General features: G+C 65.7%; 27 protein-coding genes and 1 pseudogene. 12 read left to right on the top strand and 16 right to left on the bottom strand.

The genetic code is table 11. The annotated features are described in order from the left end of the window. Positions 1 to 39: 39 nt before the first annotated feature. Positions 40 to 222, top strand: a complete 183-nt coding sequence (locus DK389_RS30580) for a hypothetical protein (RefSeq protein WP_162560975.1) — start codon at positions 40 to 42, stop codon at positions 220 to 222. An 84-nt stretch (positions 223 to 306) separates the two neighbouring features. On the opposite strand, the gene DK389_RS30575 is transcribed toward DK389_RS30580, so the two are convergent. Continuing rightward, positions 307 to 1,008 carry a sigma-70 family RNA polymerase sigma factor gene (locus DK389_RS30575; protein ID WP_109895438.1) on the bottom strand — a complete coding sequence of 234 codons (702 nt, stop codon included), beginning with the start codon at positions 1,006 to 1,008 and terminating at the stop codon, positions 307 to 309. Positions 1,009 to 1,175: 167 nt separating this feature from the next. On the opposite strand from DK389_RS30575, the gene DK389_RS30570 reads away from it, so the two are divergent. The 3 genes from DK389_RS30570 (at position 1,176) to DK389_RS30555 (ending at position 3,574) form a co-directional block, all read left to right on the top strand. Continuing rightward, the gene (locus DK389_RS30570; RefSeq protein WP_162560432.1) at positions 1,176 to 1,412 is read left to right on the top strand and encodes a hypothetical protein; all 237 of its coding nucleotides are present in this window, start codon (positions 1,176 to 1,178) and stop codon (positions 1,410 to 1,412) included. A 171-nt stretch (positions 1,413 to 1,583) separates the two neighbouring features. After that, positions 1,584 to 2,393 carry an IS5 family transposase gene (locus DK389_RS30565; protein WP_109895009.1) on the top strand — a complete coding sequence of 270 codons (810 nt, stop codon included), beginning with the start codon at positions 1,584 to 1,586 and terminating at the stop codon, positions 2,391 to 2,393. A 707-nt stretch (positions 2,394 to 3,100) separates the two neighbouring features. Next, positions 3,101 to 3,574 (top strand): MerR family transcriptional regulator, encoded by a 474-nt coding sequence (locus tag DK389_RS30555; RefSeq protein WP_109895434.1) that lies wholly within the window; start codon positions 3,101 to 3,103, stop codon positions 3,572 to 3,574. 243 nt (positions 3,575 to 3,817) lie between these two features. Here the strand turns inward: DK389_RS30555 and DK389_RS30550 are convergent. The 3 genes and pseudogenes from DK389_RS30550 to DK389_RS33275 form a co-directional block, all read right to left on the bottom strand. Continuing rightward, positions 3,818 to 6,363 (bottom strand): annotated as a pseudogene (locus DK389_RS30550) (HWE histidine kinase domain-containing protein). A gap of 345 nt (positions 6,364 to 6,708) precedes the next feature. Beyond that, positions 6,709 to 7,209 (bottom strand): response regulator, encoded by a 501-nt coding sequence (locus tag DK389_RS30545; RefSeq protein WP_109895432.1) that lies wholly within the window; start codon positions 7,207 to 7,209, stop codon positions 6,709 to 6,711. 211 nt (positions 7,210 to 7,420) lie between these two features. After that, a complete protein-coding gene (locus DK389_RS33275) occupies positions 7,421 to 7,654 on the bottom strand; it encodes a DUF6894 family protein (RefSeq protein ID WP_162560974.1) in 234 nt (77 codons plus the stop codon). A 257-nt stretch (positions 7,655 to 7,911) separates the two neighbouring features. Between DK389_RS33275 and DK389_RS30540 the strand changes: the two genes are divergently transcribed. After that, positions 7,912 to 10,560, top strand: a complete 2,649-nt coding sequence (locus DK389_RS30540; protein WP_109895430.1) for a hybrid sensor histidine kinase/response regulator — start codon at positions 7,912 to 7,914, stop codon at positions 10,558 to 10,560. A gap of 213 nt (positions 10,561 to 10,773) precedes the next feature. After that, positions 10,774 to 11,457, top strand: coding sequence for a response regulator (locus tag DK389_RS30535; protein WP_418291986.1), 684 nt, complete (start codon positions 10,774 to 10,776; stop codon positions 11,455 to 11,457). Positions 11,458 to 11,566: 109 nt separating this feature from the next. Here DK389_RS30535 and DK389_RS33270 read toward each other — a convergent pair whose 3' ends face one another. Beyond that, positions 11,567 to 11,737 (bottom strand): hypothetical protein, encoded by a 171-nt coding sequence (locus DK389_RS33270; RefSeq protein ID WP_162560973.1) that lies wholly within the window; start codon positions 11,735 to 11,737, stop codon positions 11,567 to 11,569. A gap of 370 nt (positions 11,738 to 12,107) precedes the next feature. Here DK389_RS33270 and istA point away from each other — a divergent pair, with 370 nt between their 5' ends. Then, the gene (istA, locus tag DK389_RS30530) at positions 12,108 to 13,373 is read left to right on the top strand and encodes an IS21 family transposase (RefSeq protein ID WP_210206713.1); all 1,266 of its coding nucleotides are present in this window, start codon (positions 12,108 to 12,110) and stop codon (positions 13,371 to 13,373) included. Next, positions 13,370 to 14,239 carry an IS21-like element helper ATPase IstB gene (gene istB / locus DK389_RS30525; RefSeq protein ID WP_109895424.1) on the top strand — a complete coding sequence of 290 codons (870 nt, stop codon included), beginning with the start codon at positions 13,370 to 13,372 and terminating at the stop codon, positions 14,237 to 14,239. The genes istA and istB overlap by 4 nt, the downstream gene beginning before the upstream one ends. A gap of 450 nt (positions 14,240 to 14,689) precedes the next feature. Here the strand turns inward: istB and DK389_RS30520 are convergent, their stop codons facing one another. From DK389_RS30520 to DK389_RS30505, 4 genes are all read right to left on the bottom strand, one after another. Continuing rightward, positions 14,690 to 14,986, bottom strand: a complete 297-nt coding sequence (locus DK389_RS30520; RefSeq protein ID WP_109895422.1) for a DUF6894 family protein — start codon at positions 14,984 to 14,986, stop codon at positions 14,690 to 14,692. Between the two features lie 270 nt (positions 14,987 to 15,256). Beyond that, the gene (locus DK389_RS30515; RefSeq protein WP_109895420.1) at positions 15,257 to 15,508 is read right to left on the bottom strand and encodes a hypothetical protein; all 252 of its coding nucleotides are present in this window, start codon (positions 15,506 to 15,508) and stop codon (positions 15,257 to 15,259) included. 158 nt (positions 15,509 to 15,666) lie between these two features. After that, a complete protein-coding gene (locus DK389_RS30510; RefSeq protein WP_109895418.1) occupies positions 15,667 to 16,209 on the bottom strand; it encodes a ComEA family DNA-binding protein in 543 nt (180 codons plus the stop codon). 44 nt (positions 16,210 to 16,253) lie between these two features. Next, positions 16,254 to 16,487 (bottom strand): hypothetical protein, encoded by a 234-nt coding sequence (locus DK389_RS30505; RefSeq protein WP_109895416.1) that lies wholly within the window; start codon positions 16,485 to 16,487, stop codon positions 16,254 to 16,256. A 252-nt stretch (positions 16,488 to 16,739) separates the two neighbouring features. Here DK389_RS30505 and DK389_RS30500 point away from each other — a divergent pair, with 252 nt between their 5' ends. Continuing rightward, positions 16,740 to 17,108 carry a septal ring lytic transglycosylase RlpA family protein gene (locus DK389_RS30500; RefSeq protein ID WP_109895414.1) on the top strand — a complete coding sequence of 123 codons (369 nt, stop codon included), beginning with the start codon at positions 16,740 to 16,742 and terminating at the stop codon, positions 17,106 to 17,108. Positions 17,109 to 17,241: 133 nt separating this feature from the next. Further along, positions 17,242 to 18,000 carry a hypothetical protein gene (locus tag DK389_RS30495; RefSeq protein WP_109895412.1) on the top strand — a complete coding sequence of 253 codons (759 nt, stop codon included), beginning with the start codon at positions 17,242 to 17,244 and terminating at the stop codon, positions 17,998 to 18,000. A gap of 458 nt (positions 18,001 to 18,458) precedes the next feature. On the opposite strand, the gene DK389_RS30490 is transcribed toward DK389_RS30495, so the two are convergent. The 6 genes from DK389_RS30490 to DK389_RS35080 all read right to left on the bottom strand — a co-directional run bounded on the left by DK389_RS30490 (position 18,459) and on the right by DK389_RS35080 (position 23,149). Then, entirely contained in the window at positions 18,459 to 18,725 is a 267-nt protein-coding gene (locus tag DK389_RS30490) for a hypothetical protein (RefSeq protein ID WP_109895410.1), read from the bottom strand. Between the two features lie 206 nt (positions 18,726 to 18,931). Continuing rightward, positions 18,932 to 20,131 (bottom strand): patatin-like phospholipase family protein, encoded by a 1,200-nt coding sequence (locus DK389_RS30485; protein WP_109895408.1) that lies wholly within the window; start codon positions 20,129 to 20,131, stop codon positions 18,932 to 18,934. A 37-nt stretch (positions 20,132 to 20,168) separates the two neighbouring features. Continuing rightward, positions 20,169 to 21,395: an MFS transporter gene (locus tag DK389_RS30480; protein WP_109895406.1), complete on the bottom strand. Its 1,227-nt coding sequence runs from the start codon at positions 21,393 to 21,395 to the stop codon at positions 20,169 to 20,171. Between the two features lie 27 nt (positions 21,396 to 21,422). After that, a complete protein-coding gene (locus tag DK389_RS30475) occupies positions 21,423 to 21,926 on the bottom strand; it encodes a cupin domain-containing protein (RefSeq protein WP_109895404.1) in 504 nt (167 codons plus the stop codon). 133 nt (positions 21,927 to 22,059) lie between these two features. Further along, positions 22,060 to 22,989: a LysR family transcriptional regulator gene (locus DK389_RS30470; protein WP_109895402.1), complete on the bottom strand. Its 930-nt coding sequence runs from the start codon at positions 22,987 to 22,989 to the stop codon at positions 22,060 to 22,062. Positions 22,990 to 23,020: 31 nt separating this feature from the next. Further along, positions 23,021 to 23,149 carry a hypothetical protein gene (locus DK389_RS35080; RefSeq protein ID WP_257791923.1) on the bottom strand — a complete coding sequence of 43 codons (129 nt, stop codon included), beginning with the start codon at positions 23,147 to 23,149 and terminating at the stop codon, positions 23,021 to 23,023. On the opposite strand from DK389_RS35080, the gene DK389_RS30465 reads away from it, so the two are divergent. Then, positions 23,148 to 23,981 carry a 3-hydroxybutyrate dehydrogenase gene (locus DK389_RS30465; protein ID WP_109895400.1) on the top strand — a complete coding sequence of 278 codons (834 nt, stop codon included), beginning with the start codon at positions 23,148 to 23,150 and terminating at the stop codon, positions 23,979 to 23,981. The genes DK389_RS35080 and DK389_RS30465 overlap by 2 nt on opposite strands. Before the next feature lie 61 nt (positions 23,982 to 24,042). Further along, the gene (locus DK389_RS30460) at positions 24,043 to 24,546 is read left to right on the top strand and encodes a DUF302 domain-containing protein (RefSeq protein WP_109895398.1); all 504 of its coding nucleotides are present in this window, start codon (positions 24,043 to 24,045) and stop codon (positions 24,544 to 24,546) included. 97 nt (positions 24,547 to 24,643) lie between these two features. Here the strand turns inward: DK389_RS30460 and DK389_RS30455 are convergent, their stop codons facing one another. Next, complete coding sequence (locus DK389_RS30455) at positions 24,644 to 24,895, bottom strand: hypothetical protein (protein WP_109895396.1); 252 nt, start codon at positions 24,893 to 24,895, stop codon at positions 24,644 to 24,646. Positions 24,896 to 25,661 lie beyond the last annotated feature (766 nt).

Genomic DNA, 25,661 nt, shown 5'->3' with positions numbered 1-25,661 from the left:
AGCCGGATGATGACAACCTGGGATGCGACACGCCAAGAGATGAGCCACCTCATTGCAGAGCTGGAACTGCTTACGACAGTGCAGGCGAGTACGGTGTTGGCTCTGGTGCGGATCGGCAGCGACGCCGCCGCGGCCCGGCAATGCCTCTACGAGCAGATGGGCCAGCTGAACGCTCTGCGCCGAGAGTGGACCGTGCTTGAGCAGGTAGAAACGCAACTGTAGCGAGGAAGCTACCGATGAGCAGGTTCCGGCTGCACCGCGGTTGGCGCGAAGCGGACGGCCTCGTCACCGATCACGTCTCAGCGCCTAGGCGGACACCCGTGTTGAGGGCATCGCGAGCAAGCTCGTTAAAAGCGAACGCGCCCGGCTGACACGGCTCTTCACCGTTCCTGTCTGACAGCCGATCACCTCGGCGGCAGCTTCGTAGGTCAGGCCCTGCGCGCCCACGAGCAACAAGGCCTCGCGCTGGGACGGCGACAGTTTGGCGATGTGCGTCCAGATGGTGCGCAGGTCCGTGCCGTGCTCCTGAGCGGCGGGTGCGATCAGGGTGCCGGCCATAACGCCATCCGCGTCCTCGACCTCGCGCTTGGTCTTGCGGCACTCGGTGTAGAACTGGTTGCGCAGGATCGTGAAAGCCCACGCCTTGAGGTTCGAGCCCGGCAGGAAGCGATCCTGAGCTGCCCACGCTCTAACCAGCGTCTCCTGCACGAGGTCGTCGGCGCGTGCCGCGTCCGGGACGAGCGACATCGCGAACGCTCGCAGGTCAGGAAGCATCGCGATCAGGCCGTCGCGGAAAGCTTCTGCGTTCCCACCCTGCACGGCGAGCGCGCTGTCGAGCTGCGCGATCAGGTCGAGCAACCGCTGCGGCGGTTGAGCCTGCATCAGCGCGCCGTAGGCCGCCTGCAGCTCGAAGCCGAGGCGATCGAGGACGGCCACAGACAGGGGAGCCGAAGCTGTTGCGTCCCGCACATCTGGCTGATGCGCACCGAGCCCGCTTGGTATCAGCATGTCCTTCAACCTGCTGTTTTTTCTCAGAGTCATGCGCGGAGGCGTACGCCGAGCACTCTGACTGTACAGTGAACACCTAACTAGGCCGTTGGAGGATCGTTCCGCGTGGCGCTCGCGTTCCTGCCGTCCTCTGCAAGCCAGTGCGATTGGGGTTAATGGCGCGCTCAGTGACCTACAGCATCGTCGACCATCCAGACGGGCGGTTCGCGGTCGTGGCTGCTTCTGCGGCCGGTTCGGTGCACTGGCGCTGCGGGTTCCTGACGCTTGCCGAGGCCGAGCAGTGTGTTGAGGACCTGCGCGCCATGATGGTGGCCTGTGGCGCCGTGCTGGTGCGCTGGGAAGCGGAGCGGCCGGATACGGACCTACGGGCAATGCTCAGAGCACTCAGGCCACCGTTCCAATAGGGCTTGCCCGTGTGGAACGGTCCAGCCCCATAGAGGGTCCGCTGCAACCGAAAACCCCGGAACGCGGGCTCGTCCGGCCTCTAAGAGCCTGTTTGAGCACCTCCGCCGGCCGTCCCCATCTGTCTCATGAGCCAACATGAATTCCGCCTGGCGGGGCGGAGTGGAGAGCAGATGTGGACGGACCGACATCGGACGCGTCATGAGTCGCGCCTGAAGGACATGGTGTTGCAGGCTGGCTTGGACGAGGTGGCCTGTTTTCTGAAACGAGCCGATCCGCCGGGCCGTCCAGAAGCGACAGCGGCGCGTCAAGTGCTGGCCGGGATCGCTTGGCACCTGCGGACGGGCGGAGGTTGGCGGGCATTGCCGGCCGGCTTTCCGCCCTGGCGCACGGTCTATGGCTGGTTCCGGCGCTGGATCGAGAAGGGCCTGTTCGAGAGCCTGATGCGGGCTCTGGCGCGCCGTCAGCGGCGGCGTTGCGGACGTCGGCCCGATCCACGGCTGGCGGTCATCGACACGCAAAGCGTCAAGTGCATCGGGGTCCGCGGGCCGCGCGGCTACGATGGTGCCAAGAAGCTGGTCGGGCGCAAACGCGTGGCTCTGGTGGATGCCCAAGGGCACGTCCTGGCGCTGGCTGTCGTGCCCGCCAACGTGCAGGATCGCGACACGCTGCCGGCGCTGGATGCGGGCAAGCAGACGTGGCCCAGCCTGCGTCTGGCTCTCCTCGACGGTGCCTTCACGGCCGAGCGCTGCCAAGAATGGTGCAACCTCCACGGCATGCGCCACCGCGTGGTCGAGAAGCAGCCGGACCAGAAGGGCTTCGTCGTGCTGGAGCGGCGCTGGGTCGTAGAGAGAACCTTCGGCTGGCTCAGCCACTGGGGTGGCCTGCTCCGTGAGCGCGCTGGTCGCCTCGACGTTGCAACGGGACGCCTCGCCTGCGTCGCCAGCCTCATGGCCGCCAACGCCCTCAACAATCCCGCCTGAAAACAAGACCTCAAACAGGCTCTGAGACAGAGTGCCAAATGCGGCCTTCCAGCCTGAACAATGGTCAAGGCCGGAGCGTTGTTTTAGTGGGCCTATTCTGAGGTCTCTGGCATGCTCCGCCTTACCCTACTTCTCGCGCTCCTTGCTGTGCCAGGAGCGGTCTCCGCACGTCCTGCACAGGCTCCCCCAAAGGCTGACAGAACGGTGACTGCTGCCGCGCCAGCACCTGTCTGCGAGCGCGTGCGAAAGAAGTCCTTCCATCAAGCAGAGGGCTGGTCAGTGAAGACGGTCTCGCTCGCCTGCAAGACGGTCACAGCTGTGGTCAGCCGGCCAGGAGGCAAGAGCTTCACGAGCTTGCAGGAAAAGGCCGGCAGCAAAGCGAAGCGGTGACCCGCAAGATGCCCGCGTCAGTGAGAAACGGGTGAATCAACGATACTACTCCCATTTCCGAGGGCGAACGCACGACCCCCATTGAGTAAATATCCTAGCCTAATCAATAGGTTAGTCACACCCCTAAAGGTGCAGATCGTGACGACGCTTGCTTAACCGTCCAATTCGGCCCGGTCGGCAAAGCGGTCTCGATGTCTGCCAGTGCCAGAACTCAGTGACCGCCAGAGGTACGCGAGGCAGTCTCGTGAAGGCAGCCCGTTGAGCTCTTGATAGGATGGGGGAGGGTCCGCCGCGTCACAGAACGCGGAGGGACGAAGATGGGTGTCACAATCTGGGAGCTATCCGAGCGGACAGGGGTGAATGCTTCTACAATCCGCTACTATGAGCGGCGAGCCGTACTGCCAGCGCCTCATCGATTGGGTGATGGGCAAAACGTCTACGAGGCAGCCGACATCGCCCGCGTGCGGTTCGTGCGCTTCGGCCGCGGCCTGAGGCTGGAGGTGGACGAGATCCGCGCGCTGATCGAGATGGTCGGGGAGGGCAACTGCGAGGAGATCGACGTCTTTGAGCAGGCCATCCGCGAACGAGCTACTCAGCTGCAGCGCTTCTGCGAGGCCATGCGGTCGGTCTCTAATGCAATGCGGGCAGGAGAGATCGAGGAAGCGAGCGCGTTCGATCGGCTTACCGACGAGGCTGGGGATCAGCCAGCCGCTGAAGCCGTCGATGAAGGCCATGGGGATGCGCCCCCGCTCTCGACACCTAATCCGAAACGGAACCGTGCAAAGTCCTGATGGGTAGGATGGCGGTATCCCGCCATGCGCTCGCCAGCTTGAGGCTGAAATACTCGGCGTCAGGCTGGCGAGAAGCGGACATTCCGCTTAGCGCACATCTCGGCCATTCAGTGACGTTCAGCGGCATCTCCGAAGCGGACATCGCCTCAGCCCGGATCATGAAGCTGGGCTGCGCCAACACCGGACCTTCCTAGCTGCGCGAACAAAGGTCTGCTCATTATGTGGCGGCGGACAGATACGGGATCACAGGGAGGCGAGCGCAGCGAAGGCGCGCCTCAAGGCATCAGCCTCGTAGGGCTTCTTGATCACCGGCACTGTGCCAAGGTCGGGCGGGATCTTGAAGCTCTCGCCGTAGCCCGTCGCGAAGGCGTACGGGATGCCGAGCTCTGCAAGCTTGCGGGCGACGGCCACGCTGGTCTCACTGCCGAGGTTTACGTCGAGCAGCGCGCGGTCGGGCGGTGCGGCATCGATCAGCCGAAGGGCCTCTCGGACGGAGGCAGCCATGTCGACCGCGCACGCACCCAGCGCGGTGAGGGCCTCCTCGGCCTCCAGCGCGATGATCATGTTGTCCTCGACGACCAGGACTGTGCCGTCGAGCCGCACAGGTGCGACGGGCTTCTGCTCAACCGGCCTTTGCTCGCGGGGCGGCGCGGCACGGACAAAGGTTGGCGGCACCGTGAACCGAGCCCGCAGGCCCGAGAGCTCGTAGCGCACCTCCGCCTCGCCCTTGAGCTCGTAGGGGATCGAGCGCTCGATCAGCGTGGTGCCGAAGCCCCGTCGCGTGGGAGCTTGAACCGCTGGGCCTCCGCTCTCGCACCAGTGCAGGACGAGGTGGTCGAGCGCGTCCCGCTCCCAACGCACCTCCACCAGGCCGGTTGTGTCGCACAGGGCTCCGTACTTGGCCGAGTTGGTCATGAGCTCGTGCACGACGAGCGCCAGCGTCGTGAACGCTTGCGGCTCCAAGAGCACGTCGGTGCCAGACAGCTTAACTCGGTCGGCCTTAGCACCGAGGTAGGCGCCCGCCTCCAGCAAGATGAGGTCGCGTAAGGAGCCCGGGCCCCAGTTGCCGCTGGTGACCTGGTCGTGTGCGCGGGCGAGCGCCTGGATCCGCGAGCCGACGACCTCGACGAAAGCCTCGGCGCTGTCCGCGTGCGAGCGGCTCTGGGTGACGACGCCGCGGATCAGGTTGAGGATGTTGCGGACCCGGTGGTTCAACTCGGCGATGAGGAGCTCCTGCCGCTCCTGCGCCTCCCTGCGCTCGCGTTCGGCCGAGTCAGCGAGCCGCAGGATCACCTCCAGCAGGGTGACGCGCAGCGCCTCGGCGGTGCGGATCTCGAGGTCGGACCAAGGCAGCGAGCGCCCCCGCACCACCTCGCGCCAAGCCTCGAAGCTCTTGCGCGGGGTCAGGCGCACGCCGTTCGGCCCGAGGCTTGCCGGCTTCTCTGGATTGCCGGCCCAGGTCACCGTGCGCGCGACCTCGTTGCGGAAGAACACGAGGAAGTCGCGCGGCGTGCGCGACACGGGCACAGCCAGCATTCCGGCAGCCCGCTCGGTGAAGTCGCGGCCCGGCTCGTGGAAGCGGCCGATCTCGTCGGTGGCGTAGACCTGGCTCGCCGCCGTGCGATTCAGGAAGCGCACGAGGCCAGCAAACTCCTCGCGCGTCGGCGTCGCGCCCTGCAGGGTGATCTCGCCGTTCACCCATAAGCCCAGACCGTCGCAGGCCACGATGGCAGAGAGTTCGCCGGCGAAATCGGCCAACCCCTCCAGACTGGTGCCCCCAGTCGCCATGGCGCTCATCAGGCGCGTGTGAATCTCGCGCGAGCGCGCCTCCTGTGCGGCCACGACCTCGCGCTCGCGGCTCTCCAAGATCCAGGAGAACATCTGGCCGAACAGCTCGGCGGCGTTGCGCCGCTCCAGCGAGATGTGGCGAGGCTCAGTATGGTGGCAGGCGAACAGGCCCCAGAGACGCCCATTGCGCAGGATCGAAACCGACAGCGAGGCGGCCACGCCCATGTTGCGCAGGTACTCAAGGTGAATGGGCGAGACCGTGCGCAGCGTCGAGAGCGACAGGTCGAGGGGCTCGCCCTCAGGATCGCGCGGCGGCACGACGGCGGCGCCCGCGCCATTCACGTCCGCGATGATGCGCAGCCAGTTGCGCTCGTAGAGAGCACGAGCCTGTTTGGGGATGTCAGAAGCCGGGTAGTGCAGGCCGAGATAGCGGTCGAGGCCGGAGCGTACGGCTTCCGCGATGACCTCGCCCGAGCCGTCGGGGCGAAGCGGTAGACCATCACACGGTCGAAGCCGGTGAGAGCACGCATCTGCCGGGCAGCCTCCCGGCAGAGCGGATCGAAGTCGGTCGTCTGCTGCAGGCGTGAGACCATGTTGCGCACGAGGTTGCCGGCACTGAGGTGCTCGGGCGTGCTCGGCTCGGCCTCGATGACGATGGCGGTGCCCGAGATGTGCAGAGCCACGTCGAAGGGCGGCTGGTCGGCTACGAGGCGCACGGCGAAGATGCGGTCGACGGCATCAGGGCCGCGCAGGGTCTGCAGGTGGCCGCGCAGCAGATGGATGGCCTCGCCGTCGAGGACCGTGTCGACAGGCAGACCGAGCAAATCCTCGACGGAGCGCCCCAGCCAATCCGGCGCGTTGGCGCTGGCGCGGGTCACGATCCAGTCGGGCGAGACGGCGAGAAGGAAGCCGAACGGCTGCACGGCGCCGAGGATATGGATCGGCTCGCGGTCGCACGAGGTCAGGTCGACAGTCGGGGAAGGATGATCGGTCTGTGACATGGGGACGCTGCCACGGTCGCATGTGCTCTCGTCGTAAGCCAGCGGCAGTCCGTCCAGGATCGCATCCTTTGAAGGCATAGATAAGGTTCCGGCTCGCCCGCGCCAATCGCCGACGAGGATGGCGGGAGGAGGAACGACGCGGCCTTCACAGGTATGCTTGCTACGTCGCGGACACTCTGCCCTCGCCTCGGCCAAGGCTCGGGAAGGCTTGGAACTGGTACTACCGTCGAGCCATCTTCCCCGCGTGCTACAGCGCTCAGTATACCAATCGCGGGAGAGATGCCTGGGATGTCCACCGTCAGCACTCGTGAAACAGATTGAGGTTCGTCACGAACATGTCCGGCGTCAGGATTTGTCAGGCTCTAGCAACGGCCCCGCCGCATGCGCCGCTCCGCTCGTTCCACTCACCGGCGCCTGCATGATCAGGCTCTCGGGAAGGACGGGAGCTCCGTGAGCCGCGCCCTCGTCCAGCCCAAGCAGCTCTCGCAACTCGTCCAGAAGGGTGGAACGCCGATAGGGCTTGGCCAGGAAGCGTGCATCCTTGGGCAGGTCACCCGGAGCGGGTCGCACTCTGCCAGACGTCACGATGATGCCGATCTCTGGCCAGCGCTGATGAACTAGATGGGCAAGACCGACCCCGTCAATTTCGCCCGGCATGTTGCAGTCGGTGAACACGACCCGCACGTCGGTACGGGCTTCCAGAAGGGTGAGAGCCTCCTCCGCATCACGAGCCTCGATGACGCGGAAGCCCTCGTCGGCAAGAATGTCGGTTGCGATCATGCGCACCATCACCTCGTCTTCTACGACTAGGATCGCCACGGGACGGTTGACTGTGCTGGATACCATCGCGATGCTTCTTTACCTTGGACCTGATCGTCGACAGGTCGAGGGCCTCTTTGGCACTCAGGCGTGGCGATGATGTTCGTCAGGATGGGAGCTCCGGACAGGAGCGCCTTGAGGTGGGGCAGTTCTCGATTGCGTGCGCAATCAGCCCAATGGGCGAAGCCGATCGGCCAATTTTAAACTCGAGCTGGGCCGATTATGTATCGATCGGGATCTATAGCCAGCGACCGGCGAAATTCAACGCTGCAATATAAACTACATTTCCAGTCTCATTGCGAACGGCTGTTTTCAGTTCCTTTTGACCACGAACAAGCGGTACATCCGCTGCAATGTCTGACAACAACACCGCAGCACGCTCCATGACTGCTTCGCGATCGACACAGGTCTCGCCGTCCCTGTCGCGGGTGAACACGAAATCGTCCTGCACATCAAAATAGTAGCGCAGCATCTCAACTCGCCAACTTCCTACCGCAACCAGAGGTGGTGTTTAACTGCAGCACGCGATCCGCTCCACTAGGTGAGACGGCCTAGTCCGAGCGTTCGGTTGACGTGGGCTTGTTGCGTGATCATTGGGAGCAAGAGCTACCGCTCCGACGTTGCCTGAACCGCAAAGAGTGGCTGGTTTGGACGTGCCCGGATGGCCTCAGATTGTTCGTCTCGGAGTCGCAGTGAGACATTCTTCCGCGAACGAAATGACGACAGCTGATGCTCTCTTTCCGTGATAAGCCCCTAAGCAGGCTCGGCAAAAATGTCGCCCCGCTCGCTCTTGCTGGCGCCATCCTGCTCATCGCGGCCTGCAGCGCCCTGCTGATCCCCCTGCTGTTTGATGTCAGGGAGAAGCGCGTCTGGCTGCAGCACACCTACGAGGTGCTGGCTGAACTCGACACCATCCACACCAGCGTTGCGGATGCCGAGATCGGCCAGCGCGAGATCCTCCTCTCGCACCAGGAGGAGCGCCTCGCTCCCTACCGGGCCGCGGTCCAGGCGCTGCCTGAAGCGACAGCGAGGCTGTCTGACCTCGTCAGCGACAATCCCGCACAGGCCGCGCGTGCCCGAACACTGAGCCAGCAGGTCAGAGAGAAGCTGTCCGATCTCGGCCGGTCCCTGCGGGAAACCGCACCGCCGTCGCCATCACAGAGCTCAGTTGATGCTGAGCGCGGAGCCGCACTGACGGCGCAGATCCGAGAGACCCTCCAGGTCATGCGGCATGAGGAGCAGCGACTGCTGGCAGAGCGGAGGAGCGCTCTCGAGCAGGTGGCGCCCCGGTCCATCGGCTTTGCTATCGCGACACTGCTCCTCGCCCTGCTGTCCCTGACAGGCGCAGGCTACCTAGCCGTTCGCGAGATCCGCAGACGCGCCGAGGCTGAGGCGGTGCTCCAGGCCAGTGAGCGGCGCTACCGGCTGCTAGCGGAGAACACGAGCGACATCGTCCGGCTCCTGTCCTCCGACCCGCAGCAGGCCTACACCTCGCCTGCGATAAGGACGGTGCTGGGCTACGAGCCCGAGGAGTTCGCGGCACTTTCTCTGGAGGAACTCATCCACCCGGACGATCTCGCTCAGGCTCGAACCTGCCGGGCGCAGTTGTCAGCTGAACACGCGAGCCGGGTCGGAACGCACCGCTACCGGCACAAGCATGGCCATTGGGTGTGGCTTGAGGTCGCCTACCGCCGCATGGAAGCGGACACGGCTGACCTTGTTCTCGCGGTGGGCCGCGACGTCACGCACCGAAAGAAGCAGGAGGAGGTGCTCCGGGACGCGGTCGAGGACGCCAGGGCTGCGCGTGCACAGGCTGAGGCAGCCAGTCAGGCCAAGACCGACTTCCTGGCCGCCATGAGCCACGAGATCCGGACGCCTTTGAACGGCATCCTCGGCTACACGGACCTGCTCCTTGCGGAAGACCAGCTCAATCCGAGCCAGCGCCTGCGGGTGGAGCGGGTCCGCTCTTCGGGGGCGGCGCTGCTGACGGTCGTGAACGACATCCTAGACTTCTCCAAGATCGAGGCCGGGCAGATCGAGATTGATCCGCGCTCATTCTCGCTGGCGGCACTGGTGGACAACAGCCTCTCCATCGTGCGCAGCTTGGCCGAGCACAAGAACGTGGTTCTCTCGGCGCAAGTAGAGCCTGGCGTGCCCGAGCACCTCGTCGGTGATCAGGACCGGCTGCGGCAGATCCTGCTCAACCTGCTCAATAACGCCGTGAAGTTCACGGCCAAGGGCTCTGTCACGTTGCGGATCACCAGCCTGGCCGACGCGAACCTTCCGGGAGGCGAGCGGCGCCTGCGCTTCTCCGTGACCGACACTGGCATCGGCATACCCGCCGAGAAGCAGAGCCTGCTGTTCGAGCGCTTCTCTCAGGTGGACAGCTCGACCTCGCGTGAGTTTGGTGGAACGGGGCTCGGGCTCGCGATCTCGCAGCGCCTGATCCAGCTGATGGGCGGTACGATTGGCGTCGAGAGCCAAGTGGGCCGGGGCTCTACCTTCTGGTTCGAGCTCGCCCTGCCTTTGAGCGAAGTTGCCGATGAGCATGTGCTCAGCCCACAGTCACCTTCCTCTGGAAGCTCCAAGTCAGGAGGTGCCCACGTGCTCTTGGCGGAGGATCTCGAGATCAACCAGGACATCGCGCGCAGCATCCTCGAGGCAGGCGGCCACCGGGTCGATGTTGCGGTCGATGGTGTGCGTGCCGTCGAGGCCGTTCAGCAGCGTGCTTACGACCTCGTCCTGATGGATGTGCAGATGCCGGTGATGGACGGCATCACCGCCGTGCGGCACATCCGCTCTCTGGGATCGGCTTACGCGGAGCTGCCCATCGTGGCACTGACAGCCAACGTCCTGCCTCATCAGGTGCAGGCATTCACCGAGGCAGGCATGAACGGCCACATCGGCAAGCCGTTTAAGCGCGACGAGTTGCTGGCGGCTGTCCAGCGCTGGGCCAAGAAGCCGCTGGTGGAGCGAACACTCGACCCGGTGGAGCCTCAGTCAGAGGATGAGCATTCTGAGGCAAGCTTCGACCCCGCAGTGTTCAGCGAGGTTTTTGATCTGCTTGGACCTGACCAGGCGGGCCAGCTCCTGCGCCGCTTCGGCCAGGAACTCGAGGCCAGAGTCGGGCTCGATGTTCACGGTCGCGGCCGTGATGAGATCGGGAGAGATGCGCACGCGCTCGCTTCTCAGGCCGGATTTCTCGGCTTTGTTGCTCTGAGCGGGCAGTGTCTTGCGGTAGAGGCAGCCTGCGCGGGCCGCTCGGAGAAGGCAGATCTGGCCATTCTGCTCTCCGGGTTGACGCGTCTGCGCGATGCGGCACTCGGCAAGGTCCGTCAGCTTGAAGGCACCCTCGCGGAGCGCTTGCCCGCGACCTGACTCCGCTTCCGTCAGGCAGACGGTTCTCAGAGGCTGAGGCTCTCAATGAGAGAGCCGTTCCAGCAGCTGCGGATCAGGCGCGGCGTGCCGAACAGCGCAGCCTGCTGCATCAGATTGTGATCTGTGGGTACCGCTCGAAGCTGCTCCGTGATGATTTGCGGAGCCCGGGCTGCGGTGCGACGTTGGCGAATTCGAGTGCGGTGAGTATCCAGAGTGGCAGACGGCGCAGCATCAGAGGCTGGAAAGGTCGCTCTCGTTGCCGATGACGACGAGTTCTTCCGAATGGCGCTTCGAGCCATCCTGCAGAACCGTTGCGGCTTCGCCGAGGTGATCGAGACGGGGTCTCTGGATGAGGCGATTGAGCACCTTGGTCGCAGAGAGGACGTCGCACTGGCATTGTTCGACCTCGCTATGCCAGGCATGCAGGGCGCGAGCAGCCTGCGGGCCGTGCGTGAGGTGAGGCCGACGACCTTGGCTGCCATCGTCTCTGGCTCCAAACGCCGGCAGGACATCCTGCAGGCGCTGGAAGCTGGCGGACACGGTTATATCCCCAAAAGCTTCGGCGTGGCTGAACTTGCGCAAGCTCTGGAGATGATCCTCAAGGGCTTCATCTACGTGCCGGCCCTGCTCGCCGACATCAGCAGCGAGTCGACAGGCTCGGCGCCTCGGGTGCCCACCGACGCACCGTCATCCACCAGCTTCACACCGCGCCAAACCGAGGTGCTGGAGCTGATCGTCCAGGGCAAATCGAACAAGGAGATCGCTCGCGCCCTTAACCTCGGCGAAGGCACAGTTAAGATCCATGTAGCCGCTCTATTTCGAAACTTGGGGGTCTCAAGCCGTTCGGCGGCTGCGGCAATGGGAGCTCGTATGCTGAAGGGAGATCCACAGGCTTGACCTTGGTGGGGTGAACCCGCGTCTGGCCTGAGTAGTCGAGGCCGCAAGATTTAGGCTCTCGGCAGAGCAAGAGCCTCGGGCGCAGGCGAGAGTACGGAGCATTCTGCTCCTACACACGTGCGGCTCGGCTGGTCACGACGAGGAGGAAGAGCGCTGCCAACACGCCGAGCGTGATCAGGCCAGCAGCCATGTCGCTGTTGGCAGAGGTGCAGACGGGCCGTCGAATCGCGCTGAACACCGAGCAGGTGACCGAGCCGAGATCCTTCACGAGACTGCTCATTCCAGGATATCCCTGGCTGGTTGCGCGCTCGCCCTCAGTTGCTGCTTGTCCGCAGACCCGAGCCCTCCTCGCCCAGGCGCTGCTGCAGCTTGGTCTGCATCAGTTGGGGCGCCGTTCCGAGCTTCAGCGGCGAGCTGGGCCGGGCCATCGCGCCTGCTGTTTCTGCGGGGAGCGCGATCAGAAGTAGGGTGAGCCCAAGGCCGCAGCCGTCGAGGAGTGTCAGCGGGCGTTGAATACTCCCTGATTGTGGGCATCGAAAATTCCCTGGCCGATGCCTTGGCCCGCGGAGGCGGGACGCACCCCGCACCCTCGGGCTTATCCATCCTCAGCCACCATGCCTGCCGACGCGTCTCGGTCGGGAGTGATGAGGATGGTCCTGCTGGGAGAGCTCCTCATGATCTTGGACCTGCACCGACAGGGCCTGTCGGTTACCGCCATAGCCCGTCGGACTGGGCGCGACCCGAAGACGATCCGCAAGTACATCGAGCGCGGCCTCGAACCGCCGGTCTACGGCCCGCGCCAAGCCGGACGTCCGAGCAAACTCGCGCCCTACCGCGATTATCTGCGCGAGCGCGTCGCCGCCTTCCCCGATCTCAGCGCCGTGCGCCTGACCCGCGAGCTGCGCGAGCGCGGCTATACGGGAGCCTACACCGCCGTGAAGCGGTTTGCCGCCGCGATCCGACCGCCCGAGGCCAAGCCCTACGAGGTCCGCTTCGAGACCCCGGCCGGCCAGCAGGCGCAGGTCGACTTCGCCCGCTTCGCGGTCACCTTCACGGACGCGCCGGGCACGGCCTGCATCGTCTGGCTGTTCTCGCTGGTGCTCGGCCATTCCCGGCACATCGAGGCGCGCTTTGTCCTGCACCAGGATCTGCAGACGCTGCTGCGCTGTCACATGCAGGCGTTCGCCGCCATCGGCGGCGTGCCGATCGAGATCCTCTACGACCGCATGAAGACGGCGGTCACCGGCGAGGAGGCGGCCGGCCACATCGTCTACAACCGATCCCTGCTGGCGCTGGCCAAGCACTACGGCTTCCTGCCCCGCGCCTGTCGCCCCTACAGGGCCAAAACGAAGGGTAAGGTCGAGCGGCCGTTCTCGTACATCCGCCAAGACTTCTTCCTGGCACGCTCCTTCCGCGACCTCGACGACCTGAACGCTCAGCTTCGGTCTTGGCTCGACACCGTCGCCAACGTCCGCCTGCACGGCACCACGCAGCGGATCGTCTCGGAAGCCTTCGCCGCCGAGAAACCCGAGTTGCAGCCGCTGCCGGCCGTGCCCTTCGACGCCCTGCTCAAGCTGGAACGGCGCGTCAGTCACGACGGCCTGGTCTCGATCGGCGGCAACTACTACAGCGTGCCGGACCGGACCCGGCGTGTCGTCGAAGTGCATCAGCTGCCCGACACGATCCGCATCCTCGACGGCGGCCGCCTCGTGGCGAGCCACCCGATCCTGGAAGGGCGTCGGCAGTACCGCGTCGATCCCGGCCATCGGCAGGGCGCGGCCGCCCGGGCCATGCGCCACGGCCATCCCGACAGCCAGATGATCGGCCGCCGCGGCGATCACGTCGCCCGGCGCTCGCTCGCCGTCTACCAAGCCATCGGCGAACGGCTCGCCGGCGGGATCGGAGGCCGGTCATGACCCGTGCCGCTGTCTCCTGTGCCGTCACGACCCTCGACAGCATCAAGCGCAGCCTTGTCGGCCTGCGCATGCCGCGCGCCCTGGAGGTCCTCGACGCCACGATCCGCCGCATCGAGCAGGGCGAGATCGACGGCATCAGCGCCCTCGACGAGATCCTGACTGAGGAACTCACGCTGCGCGAGAACCGCCGCGTGAAGACCGCCCTGCTCGTGGCGCGCCTGACCACGATCAAGACGCTGGCCGGCTTCGACTTCGCCTTCCAGCCCTCGCTCGACCGGGAGCGCATCCTGGCGCTGGCCGAGCTGACCTTCATCGACCGGGCCGAGGTGGTTCACCTGCTTGGACCACCCGGCACCGGCAAGAGCCATCTCGCCACCGCGCTCGCCGTTGAGGCGGTAAAGGCCGGACGCAGCGTGGTGTTCTCGACGCTGGCCGATCTGATCGCCTCGCTGGCCAAGGCAGAGCGGGACGGCTCCCTGCGCGATCGCATCCGCTATCTCCGCCGCGCCGCGCTGCTGGTGGTGGACGAGATCGGATACCTTCCTGTCATCCCGGGTGGAGGCAACCTGTTCTTCCAGCTCGTCAATGCGCGCTATGAGCGGGGTGCGATGATCCTGACCTCGAACCGCGGCTTTGCCGAATGGGGCGAGGTGTTCGGCGATCCGGTCGTGGCCACGGCGCTGCTCGACCGCCTGCTGCACCATGCCGTAGTCATCCAGATTGAGGGAGCGAGCTATCGCCTGCGCCAGCACGCCGATCTTGTGCCCGAGCACGTGCGCTCCAAGGCCGTCATCATCCCGCCGCCCGCTCCCAAGCGCCGCGGCCGTCCACCCCGGAAGGCGCTATCCGCTCACGCAGCCGGCTGATCACCGACCACAGACCCCGCGGCCAGGGAATTTTGAAAGCCCAGAAGCGCGGAGACTTCGGCGCCCGTTGACAAGGAGAGCAATCAGCCGCCGCCTGTGAGGCAAGAGCCGGGAGCGTGCCGGCACATGGGGCAGCTTCGGTCTGGAGCGACATCCGACAGAGGCTGCCTGGCTGATCCTGCCACATGTTGCGGAAGCGCCAGCAGGGTTCAGTGCGGGCGCGGCTGTCTGCTGAAGGTTGCTGGCCACCGTTGACACAACTCACATGCGGCAGGCGCGTCGTGCGGGCCATGCGCGGCTGCGCTCACGCCAGAACGCCTCGTCTGCTGAAGAGCCGCTATCGTGGGGGCAGGATGGTTAACATCTGACCAGCGGCTACGTGTCTACAGTGGCGTGGAACTATCAGGCAGGGTGAACTTGGAGGGGGCTAAAAAGCCGTAACCGCAGGCGCTACACAGCTGGGCTGTGGGTTCTCACTGCGCCAACGCGGCAGCCCGGCAGCAGAATGGGAGCATCGACCGGTTTGCCGACGACGTTGAGTGTTGTGGTGAACACCACCCGCTCCGCCTCATCCCGGACCAGCGCCAGCAGATGGCAGCAGCCGTTCTCCGGTGGGTTGTTGAGCGCGATTTCTGCCAGAATCTGCGCCGCGTGCTTGCCGGCCTCGTCGCGGTTTGCGAACACCGCGCCCTCAGTGTCGCTCACTGCCGCAACGTCACCGTGGATGTCGAAGAAGTAGCGCGGCATGCTGATCTGCTCCTTGTGGCGCTGAGAGGGGGCCAATCAGGCGAAGCACACCGGACGGGTGGCGGCCTCACGGTTGCCGGAGCGAGACGCGCCCCTCCGCCGCGCAGGCCGGCTCGGCTTCAGGTCCGCTGCTGGGCTGCCCCAGCTCGGGGCGGGCTTGGTCCGGGTGGGTTCAGCCTGCTCCGGACCTTGTAGAACGGCGCGCATCAGCGCGATCCCGCCCAGTTCGCTGTCCAGCGCTGCAGACGTGAAGACGGGCATCGTCCGACCTCAGCGCTGGGTGGCGTAGGGCGACGGGTACACGACCCGCACCGGGCGAGCCGACGTCTCGCGGGAGGGGAGCTGCACCGTCGCGGGCTGCACGACCTCCTGCACCGCAACCTGGGTGGGCTTGACCGCGCGGGCGAGCTCGGCGCGGATCGGAGCCGCGACTGGGGCCTGCGGCGCAGCCTGGCCCGGTGCGACGAGAAGGGCGGCCAGAACCGCAGCCGTGCCAGCGCAGCCAATCCAGATCTTGTTCATCGCCCGCCTCTCCCTCTGCCCGGGTACGTCGCCCGGTCTCGTTCGTTAGCGAGACGTAAACACCACGTCTGGGCGGGCGGGTGTAGTCGGACAGATGGCCGGGTCTCTCACTAGACCAAGTGGCCTAGCTGCGGCCGGCACAGGAGCCGAGACCAGGCTCAGTGCAGGTCGACGCGGGCGCTGATGGCCTTGTAGACGCGAGCCGAGACGAGCTTGCGCTCAGCAAGCTCGGCGACGCGGCTGTAGGGCCGGCCGCTGATGATCGCACGCGCTTGGCTCTTGCCGATGTGCGGCAATCGCCTGAGCTCGAGGAGCGTCGCCGTGTTCAGGCCGACAAGGCGAGCCGACTGAGCCGTCCCAGTCACAGCTGCTGCGCTGGCCGGTAGAGCCTGGACGGCCACTTGCGGTCGAACCTGCTCGGTCGCTGTCTGAAGACGGGGTGATGCCTGCAGTTGCGCCTCTGCGGTGAGGCTCGGCGCCACGCCTGGCGTCTGCGCCGGCAGCGGCATCCGGAGGACGGAGCTGGGCCGCACCGGCTGCTGCGGTGGATGGTTCATTAGCCTCGGGACCGCTGCCGCCAGCACGCCTACAGCAGCAAGGCCGAGGCAGCCTGAGAGCAGCACGGGCCAGAGACTCACGGGCGAGCCGCTCGTGTGAATGGCCCCGAGATGCGGATCGACCAAGAGCGGGGAGGCCTGCATGGGATCTCACTTACCGATGTAAGAGGACGGTCTGGCGAGAGGGCTCAGTCGCACTCCTGCACGCGGCGGATCACGATCTTGCCCGAGCGGCCGGTCTGGGCCTGATCGACGTAGTAGCAGTTGTCGGCCAGCCCACGGGCGGTGCAGCCCTGCAGGCACTCTGCGCCCGCCTGCGCAGCGGTCTCGGCCGTTCCTGCGCGTGCAACCTGGCTGACGAGCACGGTCCCGAGTGCCGCGACGGCAAGGGTACGGATCAGGGTCGAGCGCGTCAGGATCATGTGTGCACCTGTAAGGCCGAGGAGCGGGCTGGGCTGTGTCAGCCCGATTGGGCTTAGCTGTAGGCGCGCGCTGGTTCAGAGAACATTCAGCCAGCTGGCCTAGTCCGCCCGGCCTGTGAGAACGCACCAAACAGAAATCGGCATTATCGTGGCACTTGATGGGCTGATCTGCCAATATCCTGCCAAACATACTCTCGTCACATTCAGCTACATTTTGCCGGCCCGTTCACACAACAAACGGGAATGCAAAGAATGATCTCGAACGCTCGCCTGATGCTCCTCGCGATCGTTGCGATTACTTGCTCGACCGGTGCCCATGCCGAAGCTGCGCCGTCCGCGCCGGCGCAGTCCGGTGTGGCCTCCTGGTACGGCCCTGGCTTCCACGGCCGGCGCACGGCCAACGGCGAGCGCTTCAACACGCACGCGCTGACTGCAGCTCACCGCTCGCTGCCGTTCGGCACGCAGGTGCGAGTGACCAACAAGAGCAACGGCCGCTCTGTCGTGGTACGCATCAACGATCGCGGCCCGTTCGTCGGCGGTCGCGTGATCGACCTGTCGAACGCCTCAGCTCGCGCCATCGGCGTTTCCGGTGTCGCGAAGGTCAGCCTCGCTCGTCTGTGACGACACGCTGGGTCAGCCAGAGAGTGTCGGCGATGGTGCGTTAGGCACGTCGGGAAAGTGCCGGAACTGTGCGGAAGCGCATCCGTTAAGACCCCTACAGCCCCCAGCGGTGCAGGGCTGAGCGGGGGCGCCGATGCTGAACCAGACCAGCCTTGTCCGTCGCGGCTTGCTCGCCCTCACCTCCACCTGCCTGGTGCTCGGAACCGCGGCGCACGTGCAGGCTGCTGACGAAGGTGGCCTGGGTGGTCTCTTCCAGCAGCTGTTCTCACCGCAGCCGGCGCAAGCTCCGCAGCCCGCGCCTACCGCCCAGCCACCATTCTACGGGGGCACCTACGGAGCCGAGGTCGCAGCAGGGTACGGCTACGGCCGGCGCGAGTGGCGCCAATCCGCTCGCCGGCGACAGCTGAAAGATGCACAGGCGCTGGTCCGGCCCAAGGTACGTTATGCGGCTCTGCCCAAGCCCGAGAAGGTGAAGGCAGTCACGGAGAAGCCGAAGGCGTCTGAGGCTCAGGCGGCACTGTGGCGGTATGCCGGCAATCCGAACGCGGCTCTGATGCACGACAGCACCCTGCGGAAGGGCGACATCGTCATTACCACGGACGGCCCAAAGGTGTTCACGGGCAAGACCGAGGAGCGGCATACGGCCGGCGATTTCGAGCCGGTGAGCCGCTCATCGGCGGTGGATCGCAAGACCCGCACTCTGCTAGCCGCGATGGTAGCGCCGCACGGTGCGGTGCCGGCCGATGAGGCCCGCAAAGCCATGGCAAAGCTGAACCGCTCGTCCGAGCCTGCGACTGCACCGGCAGTCGTGCAGACAGAAGCCTCAGGCTTGCGGGTTGTGTACCCGTCTGCTGCGCAGCCCGCCGTGAAGGTCAGCCTGCAGGGGCAGTAACACCTCACACGTGAGTGACCTGCCGCCGCAGCGGCAGGCCTTCAAGACGACGGATCCGAGTTGGGCATCTGCTCCGCGGCTGCGTGCGTTAGTTTATACTGCGGCTTGAACTGCGACGAATTCCGCTTCTGCGGATTTGACGCGGGAAGCAGACAGGCCACTGCCGGCCAAACCCAGTCGGCACTCATGCGCCCATTGCCGCCGAAAAGGAGCCTCTGATCGCACTCCGAAAGCAGACGCGGTGACGGCGAAGGCTACGGGTCTGAAGCAGTCCCAATCTGCCTTGCCTATAAGGCGTCTGCTTCGCAGCCTTCAACCGCCCGGGGCAATGAATGCTTTTGGTTCCAACGCGTTCGATTGGCGGATTAGGTTATCACAGAAGGACGGGCGCCTCAGGATCCTGAGAAGTCAGCCCACGAAGCGCCCGAACTACAGAGAGCGAATGATCCTCGGCTGTCCTATTGAATCATGTCCTCCTGGGTTGTCTCGGGCATTCCCTGCATGCTGTTGATCGGCGCGATGGCCATCATCTTCCCGCTCTTCAGCTTGAGGACGTTGAACTTTCGGCCCGTCTTGGTGTCGGTCGCAACAGCGACCATCATCTGCTGCGGCGTGAATGGCGATAGGGTAAAGTCATGCCCCCATGCTGAGAAAGTTTGCTGGGCCCAGGCGTACCCGGAAACTGTGGCGACGAGCGCGCCGGCGAGAATAAGCGACTTTGTCATGGTCTATCTCCACCGTTGGTGTGGCACCTAGACCTTCGGAGACAATGCCTGCGCCGTAAAATGCCGTTTCGGCATCGAGTCCATGCCCATCGGTTTAAGGCGCCGGAGTGGCGAGCCAGCCAGACGCCCGCGAGGCGAATTAATGTCGTGTCGCCCGGTCGGGCGAATAGAGGCGGGCAAAAGCGCCGGTGCGCAGGCCCATGAATTCAGCTGGTCGTGACCGCGAAGCCCGATGCGGTCTCGTGAAGGACGAGACCTTCCACCTCGTCCACCTGCCGCTCCCAGGGAGCGTCGTCGAGCACCTTACGGGTGTTCTCATAGCCGGCCTGCCGGCGCGCCCGGATGCCCTCGCGGCTGAAGTCGATGTCGCCCGTGTGGTCCTGGCCCGGTACCCGCTGCGCTAGCAGCCTCACCACATGCATCCGCGTCAGGCAGCCATAGCTCTCAAGCTCTCGCACCTCGGCTTCACGGCGCTCCGCCTCTGGGAGGCGTCGGGCAAGCTCGGCGATGACGTGGCGCAGCCGGTGCATCTGCTTCTGACGGACGATCTGCGTCAGGGCGCGGCTCGCGTACTGCAGGTCCTTCTGGCGGCTCATCACCTCCCAGATGCTCGCCGGCTCCGGCCCTTCCGGGTTCCAGATGTGAACTGCGAAGACAAGGGAGTTCCGGCGCGGGTGGTCATCGAACACGGCCTCGACCGGCGTGTTCGACAGGATGCCGCCGTCCCAGTACAGCTCGCCGTCTATGCGGATCGCCGGGAAGGCCGGAGGTAGGGCGCCCGAGGCCATGACGTGGCGCAGGTCGAGCTCCATCTCCCGACTGTCGAAGTAGCGCATCTGCCCGGTGCGGACGTTCGCCGCGCCCACTGTCAGACGGCAGCCGCCGCGGTTCAGCGTCGGCAAATCTACGAGGTCCCGCAGCGTCGCCTCGAGCGGGCGGGTCGAGTAGTAGCTCGCCTGCTCGGCACCGAGCGGCATATGCGGCCCGGCAAAGGCGAATGGGTTGGGCGCGAAGAAAGGCTCGATCCCCTGCGCGAGCGTCAGCCAGTTGGCGGCATAGGTGCCGAACATGGGCAATGCCGAGAACGTCCGATGCAGAGCGCCATGCTCGACGCGGCTCCAGAAGGCGTGCATCCGCTCCAGGCGGTCCTCCGGCCGGTTGCCTGCGATCAGGCTGGCGTTGATGGCGCCGATCGAGGTGCCGATGATCCAGTCGGGCTCGATCCCGGCCTCGTGCAGGGCTTGGTAGACGCCGACCTGATAGGCGCCGAGCGCGCCGCCGCCCTGCAGCACCAGCACGATCTGACCGAGGCGCCGCCGTAGCGACCGGGCAAGCGGCTCCGGCTCGGAGGCAACCGGCGAGGCCGGCCTGTTCCTGCGCTGTCGAGGTTTGACCGTGTCGAGCATGATCTCCTCCTGTCTGAGGCTGGGCTTCTGTCACGCTTCAGGCCGCACTTGGCTCGCGCAGGCGCGTGGTCAGGGCCGCTGCAAGGGCGAGTGAGGCCGCCACCCCAAGCACGCAGGCGCCCCAGCCCAACCGCTCAAACACCTGTCCGAGGATGGCCGTGCCGGCGAGGCCGCCGAGGTAATAGAACAGCAGGTACAAACCGCTCGCGGACGCCCGCTCGCCCATCGCGAACCGGCCGACGACGCCGGTCGCGATGGCCTGGGCCAGGAAGGTGCCGATCCCGACCAAGACGAGGCCGGCCAGGACAAACGGAAGCGACGGGAGGTTCAGCAATGGCAGACCGAGCGCGGCGATCAGGAGCCCCGCGGCTAAGCCACGTCGGAACCCGAGCCGCCCGCTCACGTGTCCGGCCAACGGCGTGGTGATCAGAGAGGGCAGGAAGACGAAGTAGATGAACCCCAGGGTCATCGGCCCGACGAGGAACGGCGAGCCCGTCAGGACAAAGTTCACGTAAGTGAAAGTCCCTAAGAAGGCGAACAGGATGCAGAAGCCAATGCCGAAAGCGGCCAGCAGCGTCGGGTTAGCGAGGTGCGCGATCCAAACAGTGTGAGGCGAAGCTCGCCCTTGCTGATCCATGTGCCTGAGCGGTTCGGGCTTGGGCGCCCGCAGCACGAGGAGAGCGAGGCCAGCGCCGGCGAGGTTCAGCAGCGCGAAGGCGAGAAAGTTCGAGACCAGCCCGAGATGGTCGACGAGGGCGGCCGCGACGAGCCGGCCGACGAAGTTGCTGGCGACGTTCCCGGTTACGTAGGCCGCGAAGGCACCGGCCGCGGCCGATGCGGAGCAGGCTTCGCCGAGATAGGCGAGCGTCAGCGTGAAGGCCGCCGCCATGCAGACACCCTGCAGCACTCGGAGGGCCGCGAAGACCCAGAGATCCGGCAGGGTTCCGAGGAGCGCTGTCGGGACGGCGAGGAGCAGGAGGCTGACGACCACGCCGCGACGCCGGTCGATGCGTTGGCCGAGCAGGGCCACGCCGAGACCGCCGAAGGCCATGCCCAGCGTCGTCGCATTGACGGCAAAGCCGATTGCGGCAGGGCTGACCGCGTAGGCTCGGGCGAGGGACGGCAGGATGGCCTGGGTTGCGAACAGGTCCACCACGGTCAGGAACGCCATGAGCGCGATGACCGCATTCCTGACGAGATCACCCGCATGGGTGCGCTCTCGCGTCATCGGCCCGTTCAGGCCAAGAGTACCGGGATCGGGCATGGCCCGCCTCCTCGCCGTCGCACGGCCTCACATCTGGCGGGGGTCGCCCTTCACGTGAAAGAGATCGGCCGAGAGCAGGACCGCGGTCGAGCTGCCGGTGTTCTTCCACCAATGCGCGGTGGCGTGCGTCTCCGAGGTTGCCTCGCCGGCCTTGTGGGTGATCGGCACTGCGCAGGTGCTCGCATACTCGACCACTTCCCCGGAGACCACGTAGATGATGGCCGGCCGGTCGCCGTGGCTGTGCCAGGGCACGATGCCGCCGGGCTCGATCACGAGCCGCCTGAGCCGGAACTGGCGATCCTTGATGCCGACGGGCTCCTTCGCCAGCTCGGTTGAGGCGATTACGGTGTCGGTCACGCCCTGCGCTGCGGCCTTGCTCTCGGCCTGCCTCTTGCCGCTGGCGACCACCTTGTCCGCCGGGCAGGAACCGGCCTGGGCCGCGCTGGCCCCGAGCGCCAAGGCGCCGGTCATCATGAGCGCTCCGCACAGCGTGCGGTGAGCTGCGCTGCGGAGCGTCGGGATCGTCGTCATGGTTATCCTCCTGGCTGATCGTCGGAGCCGTCCTGGGTAGAAGGCGTCCCGATCATCGGAGGTTGGCTGAGCCGGCGGAAATGCCGTTTGGGCTTGAGGACGATGCCTTCCGGTTATCGACCCAGCGCCGTGCTCACACGGATACCAGCGGCTCAGGACTGCGCTCTTCGCCCATGTCAAAGCGGCTGGCTGGCCAAGCATATTGATCGAGCGCGGCCACCAGCGCTGCAAGCGGCGAGGACCACCGCCGGCCGGCGACCGTGACGAGGCAGACCTGCCGAGCGACAACCGGTTCCATCAACGGCAGGAGCGACAGGCCGGGCAGGGTGGCAGAGAACTCGGGCAGGAAGCACACCCCCATCCCGGCCACCACCATGCTCTGGATCCAGTCCTCACGCTCGCTGCGATGAGACCGCAAGATCTCGGTGCCCTGCTCGCGCAGGATCTCGGCCAAGTGGTCCCGGTACTCGCAATTGATCCGCTGCAGGTAGATCTGCCCTGCCATGTCGCGCATCCGAACCGCGTTGTAGCAGGCGAAATCGTGCAGCTGACCGCAGGCGACCATGAAGCGCTCTTCGTAGAGGGGGCTCGCCCGCAGCGGATCGGGGAAGCCATCCGGATGCGCCATGATCGCCACATCGAGCTCGCCTGCGAGCAGCATCTCCGTAAGGCGGACCGGCACGCCCTCGATCAGCGTCAACTCAATCCCGGGATGACTCATCCGGAAGCTGTTGAGGAAGCCGACGAAGCGCAGCGGCCCGATCGTGCACATCACGCCGAGGCGCAATTCGGCGCCCTCAAGCCGCAGGAAGCGCGAGGCCGCGCGCTTGGCGCGCTCGCGCCGCTCGATCATCTCGGTGAATTCCGGCTCCAGCAGGCGGCCGAGATCGGTCAGGTGCACGTGGCTGCGCTCGCGCGAGAACAGCAGGCCGCCGAGCTCGTCCTCCAGCTTCTGGATCGCCCGGGTCAGGGCGGGCTGCGTCACGTTGCAGTGCTCGGCCGCCTTCGTGAAGCTGCCGAGGCGGGCGACCGCCAGGAAGTAGCGGATCTCGTGGAGCTCCATCGTCGCCTCCCATTCCCGCCTACGTCTGACGTCACCCGCCACTGGCGATTGCCAATGCCGAATGCGCATCGATCCGATCAGACATCGGCATTGGTGCCGCGCCCACCTGAGCGGCCATTCTCTGCTGGACTTCGCCACAATCCAGCAGGGCGATACCCATGGTACGCATCCTTCAGTCAGCCGGGCTCGACCGGGCCGGAACGGCGCGTCCGCTCGATGGTCGCGTGGCCATCGTCACCGGCTCCACGAGCGGCATCGGGCTGGCCATAGCCAACGCCTTGGCCGAGCAGGGCGCCTTGATCGTGATCAATGGCTTCGGCAACGAGTCCGAGATCGAGCACCTCTGCCGCGAGCTGAGCGAGCGGCACCAGACACCCGTGCGCTACGACGATGCCGACCTCTCGCAGGCCGGGGCCGTGATGGACCTCGTCGACCGTTCGGCACGTGCCTTCGGCCCCATCGAGATCCTCGTGAACAATGCCGGCATCCAGCATGTCAGCCCGATCGAGGAGTTCCCGCCCGAGAAGTGGGAGGCCATTCTGGCCATCAACCTCTCGGCGGTGTTCTACGCCACGCGCTCCGTGCTTTCGGACATGCGCCAGCGTGGTTGGGGTCGGATCGTCAACGTGGCCTCGGCGCACGGGCTGATCGGCTCGCTCTTCAAGAGCGCCTACGTGGCAGCGAAGCACGGCGTGTTGGGCCTGACCAAGGTCACCGCCCTGGAGACGGCGGAAGCCGGCATCACCTGCAACGCGGTCTGCCCCGGCTACGTCTGGACGCCGCTCGTCGAGCATCAGGTGCGCGCTCAGGCGGCCGCGCACGGCCTCTCGGAGGATGAGGTGGTGCGTCAGGTGCTCCTCGCCGAGCAGCCGAACAAGCGCTTTGCCACGGTTGAGGAGATCGCCGGCACCGTGGCCTTCCTGTGCAGCCCGGCCGCGGCGTCCATCACGGGCGCTGCCATCAGCGTCGACGGCGGCTGGACCGCCCATTGAGGACCAAACCAAGCTGGCCCGTTACCCTATGGTGGGCTGGCCTTCGTTACAGGAGGCTTCGATGCTGAAGAGGTCCATCCTCGCCCTCGCCGTCCTGCTCGCGCCGGGTACGCTTCCCCTGGCCGGCATTGGGGCACCTCAAGGCGTTGGAGGCGAGCCCTCCGCCGCCTCGGAGAACGGCATCGTGAAGGTACGCAGCGCCTATGCGATGGCGGAGACGCTGGACCGGCTGCAGAAAGATATCGCAGGCAAGGGCATCAAACTCTTCTCGGTGATCGACCAAGCCCGGCTCGCCGAGGAGGCGGGCATCAAGCTGCGGCCCTCGACGCTGCTCGTCTTCGGCAATCCCGCTCTGGGCTCGCAGTTCATGACCTCGAACCCCGTCGCTGGTCTCGATTGGCCAGTGCGCTTGCTCGTCCACCAGGATGAGAGCGGTGGTGTCTGGGCCGCCTACACGGACTTCCGCACCATCGCCCAACGCCACGGCATCCGAGACCGCGATGCAGCCTTCGCCAAGGCCTCCGAGGTCATCGCCTCGATAACCTCCAGCGTCGCAAAGCACTGAGACCCGCGGGCGAGCCGCCAAGGGCGGCTGCGCGGCTCAATTCATTCACGCGGACGAGGCGCAGTGCGGGCACCGCACCTCGGCCCGTCGTTGTTGCTCAGCGGTGCGCAGGCTGCCGGGCGAATGCATCCGCCGTGAAGGACAGGCTGGACGCGGCCGTTGGCAGCTCGATTACCGCGTTCCTTCGGGCCTGCTCAGGTCCCGAGGTCATGTACCGCGGCGCGACCGGCGAAGCGGTCACGATGCTGCTCTGGTATGAGTGGTCGGGATGAAGGATGGATTGCGTCCAGGCATTCGCGGAGGTCGCAAAGGCGGTGAGGACGGCACCGGCGAGAAGAAGGCTGCGCATCGAGTTTGCTCCTGCGGTTTCGGCCGGGAGATCATCTCCGCGGCGACAGGAGCATCATCGGACACGGCATTGATGCCATATAATGCCTATTGTTTATGGACTTGATGCATGGCCGGCAAACGCCAGCATCGTCCGGGATGCCACTCCATTTAACATGATTGCCTCCTATACTTTTCTGCATCCTTTCCATACCGTGACGGCATTATACTTAGGCGGGCATACCGGCGACGATCCTCACCTGGAAAGCGGAACGCACCCGCGTCCGATACCGGAGGACAGTCCGATGACCCTCACGATCTTCGATCCCCAAGCCGGCACGCAGGTAAGGATCTGGGTTCCAACGATGCCCGGTGAACCGAAGCCGGTCCCGGCCGTTGTCATTCCCCATCCGCGCTCCATTCGTCGATAGGAGCCGGCCATGAAACGCTCGAACGAACTCCGGGCGAAGTGCTCGATCCTCCGCGAACTTGATCGCATCCTCGCGCAACGGTCGGGTGCTGTTGCCAGACGGTAGCCAGATCGCGGAACGGCAGGTGTGGAGCGCGGGCTCCGGGGTGCACTCACGCGGTCAGTTGCAGGCAGGGCCACCTGGCTTACGAAGGGTACGCCGCGCCGCGAGACCAGGCGTTGAGCCCTGCACGACGACACTGAAGATCATCACCGTGTGGGTAGCTGCCAGGAGCACCTCAAGGCCTGTACCTGGGGCGCGCAGAACGTCTTGTGTGGATGGCTCCCGCGTTGCAAGGGGATCTGTGACGGATTGGCA

The sequence above is a fragment of the Methylobacterium durans genome (assembly GCF_003173715.1).
Classification (GTDB): Bacteria; Pseudomonadota; Alphaproteobacteria; order Rhizobiales; family Beijerinckiaceae; genus Methylobacterium; species Methylobacterium durans.
This window is presented reverse-complemented; position numbering and strand designations above follow the sequence as displayed.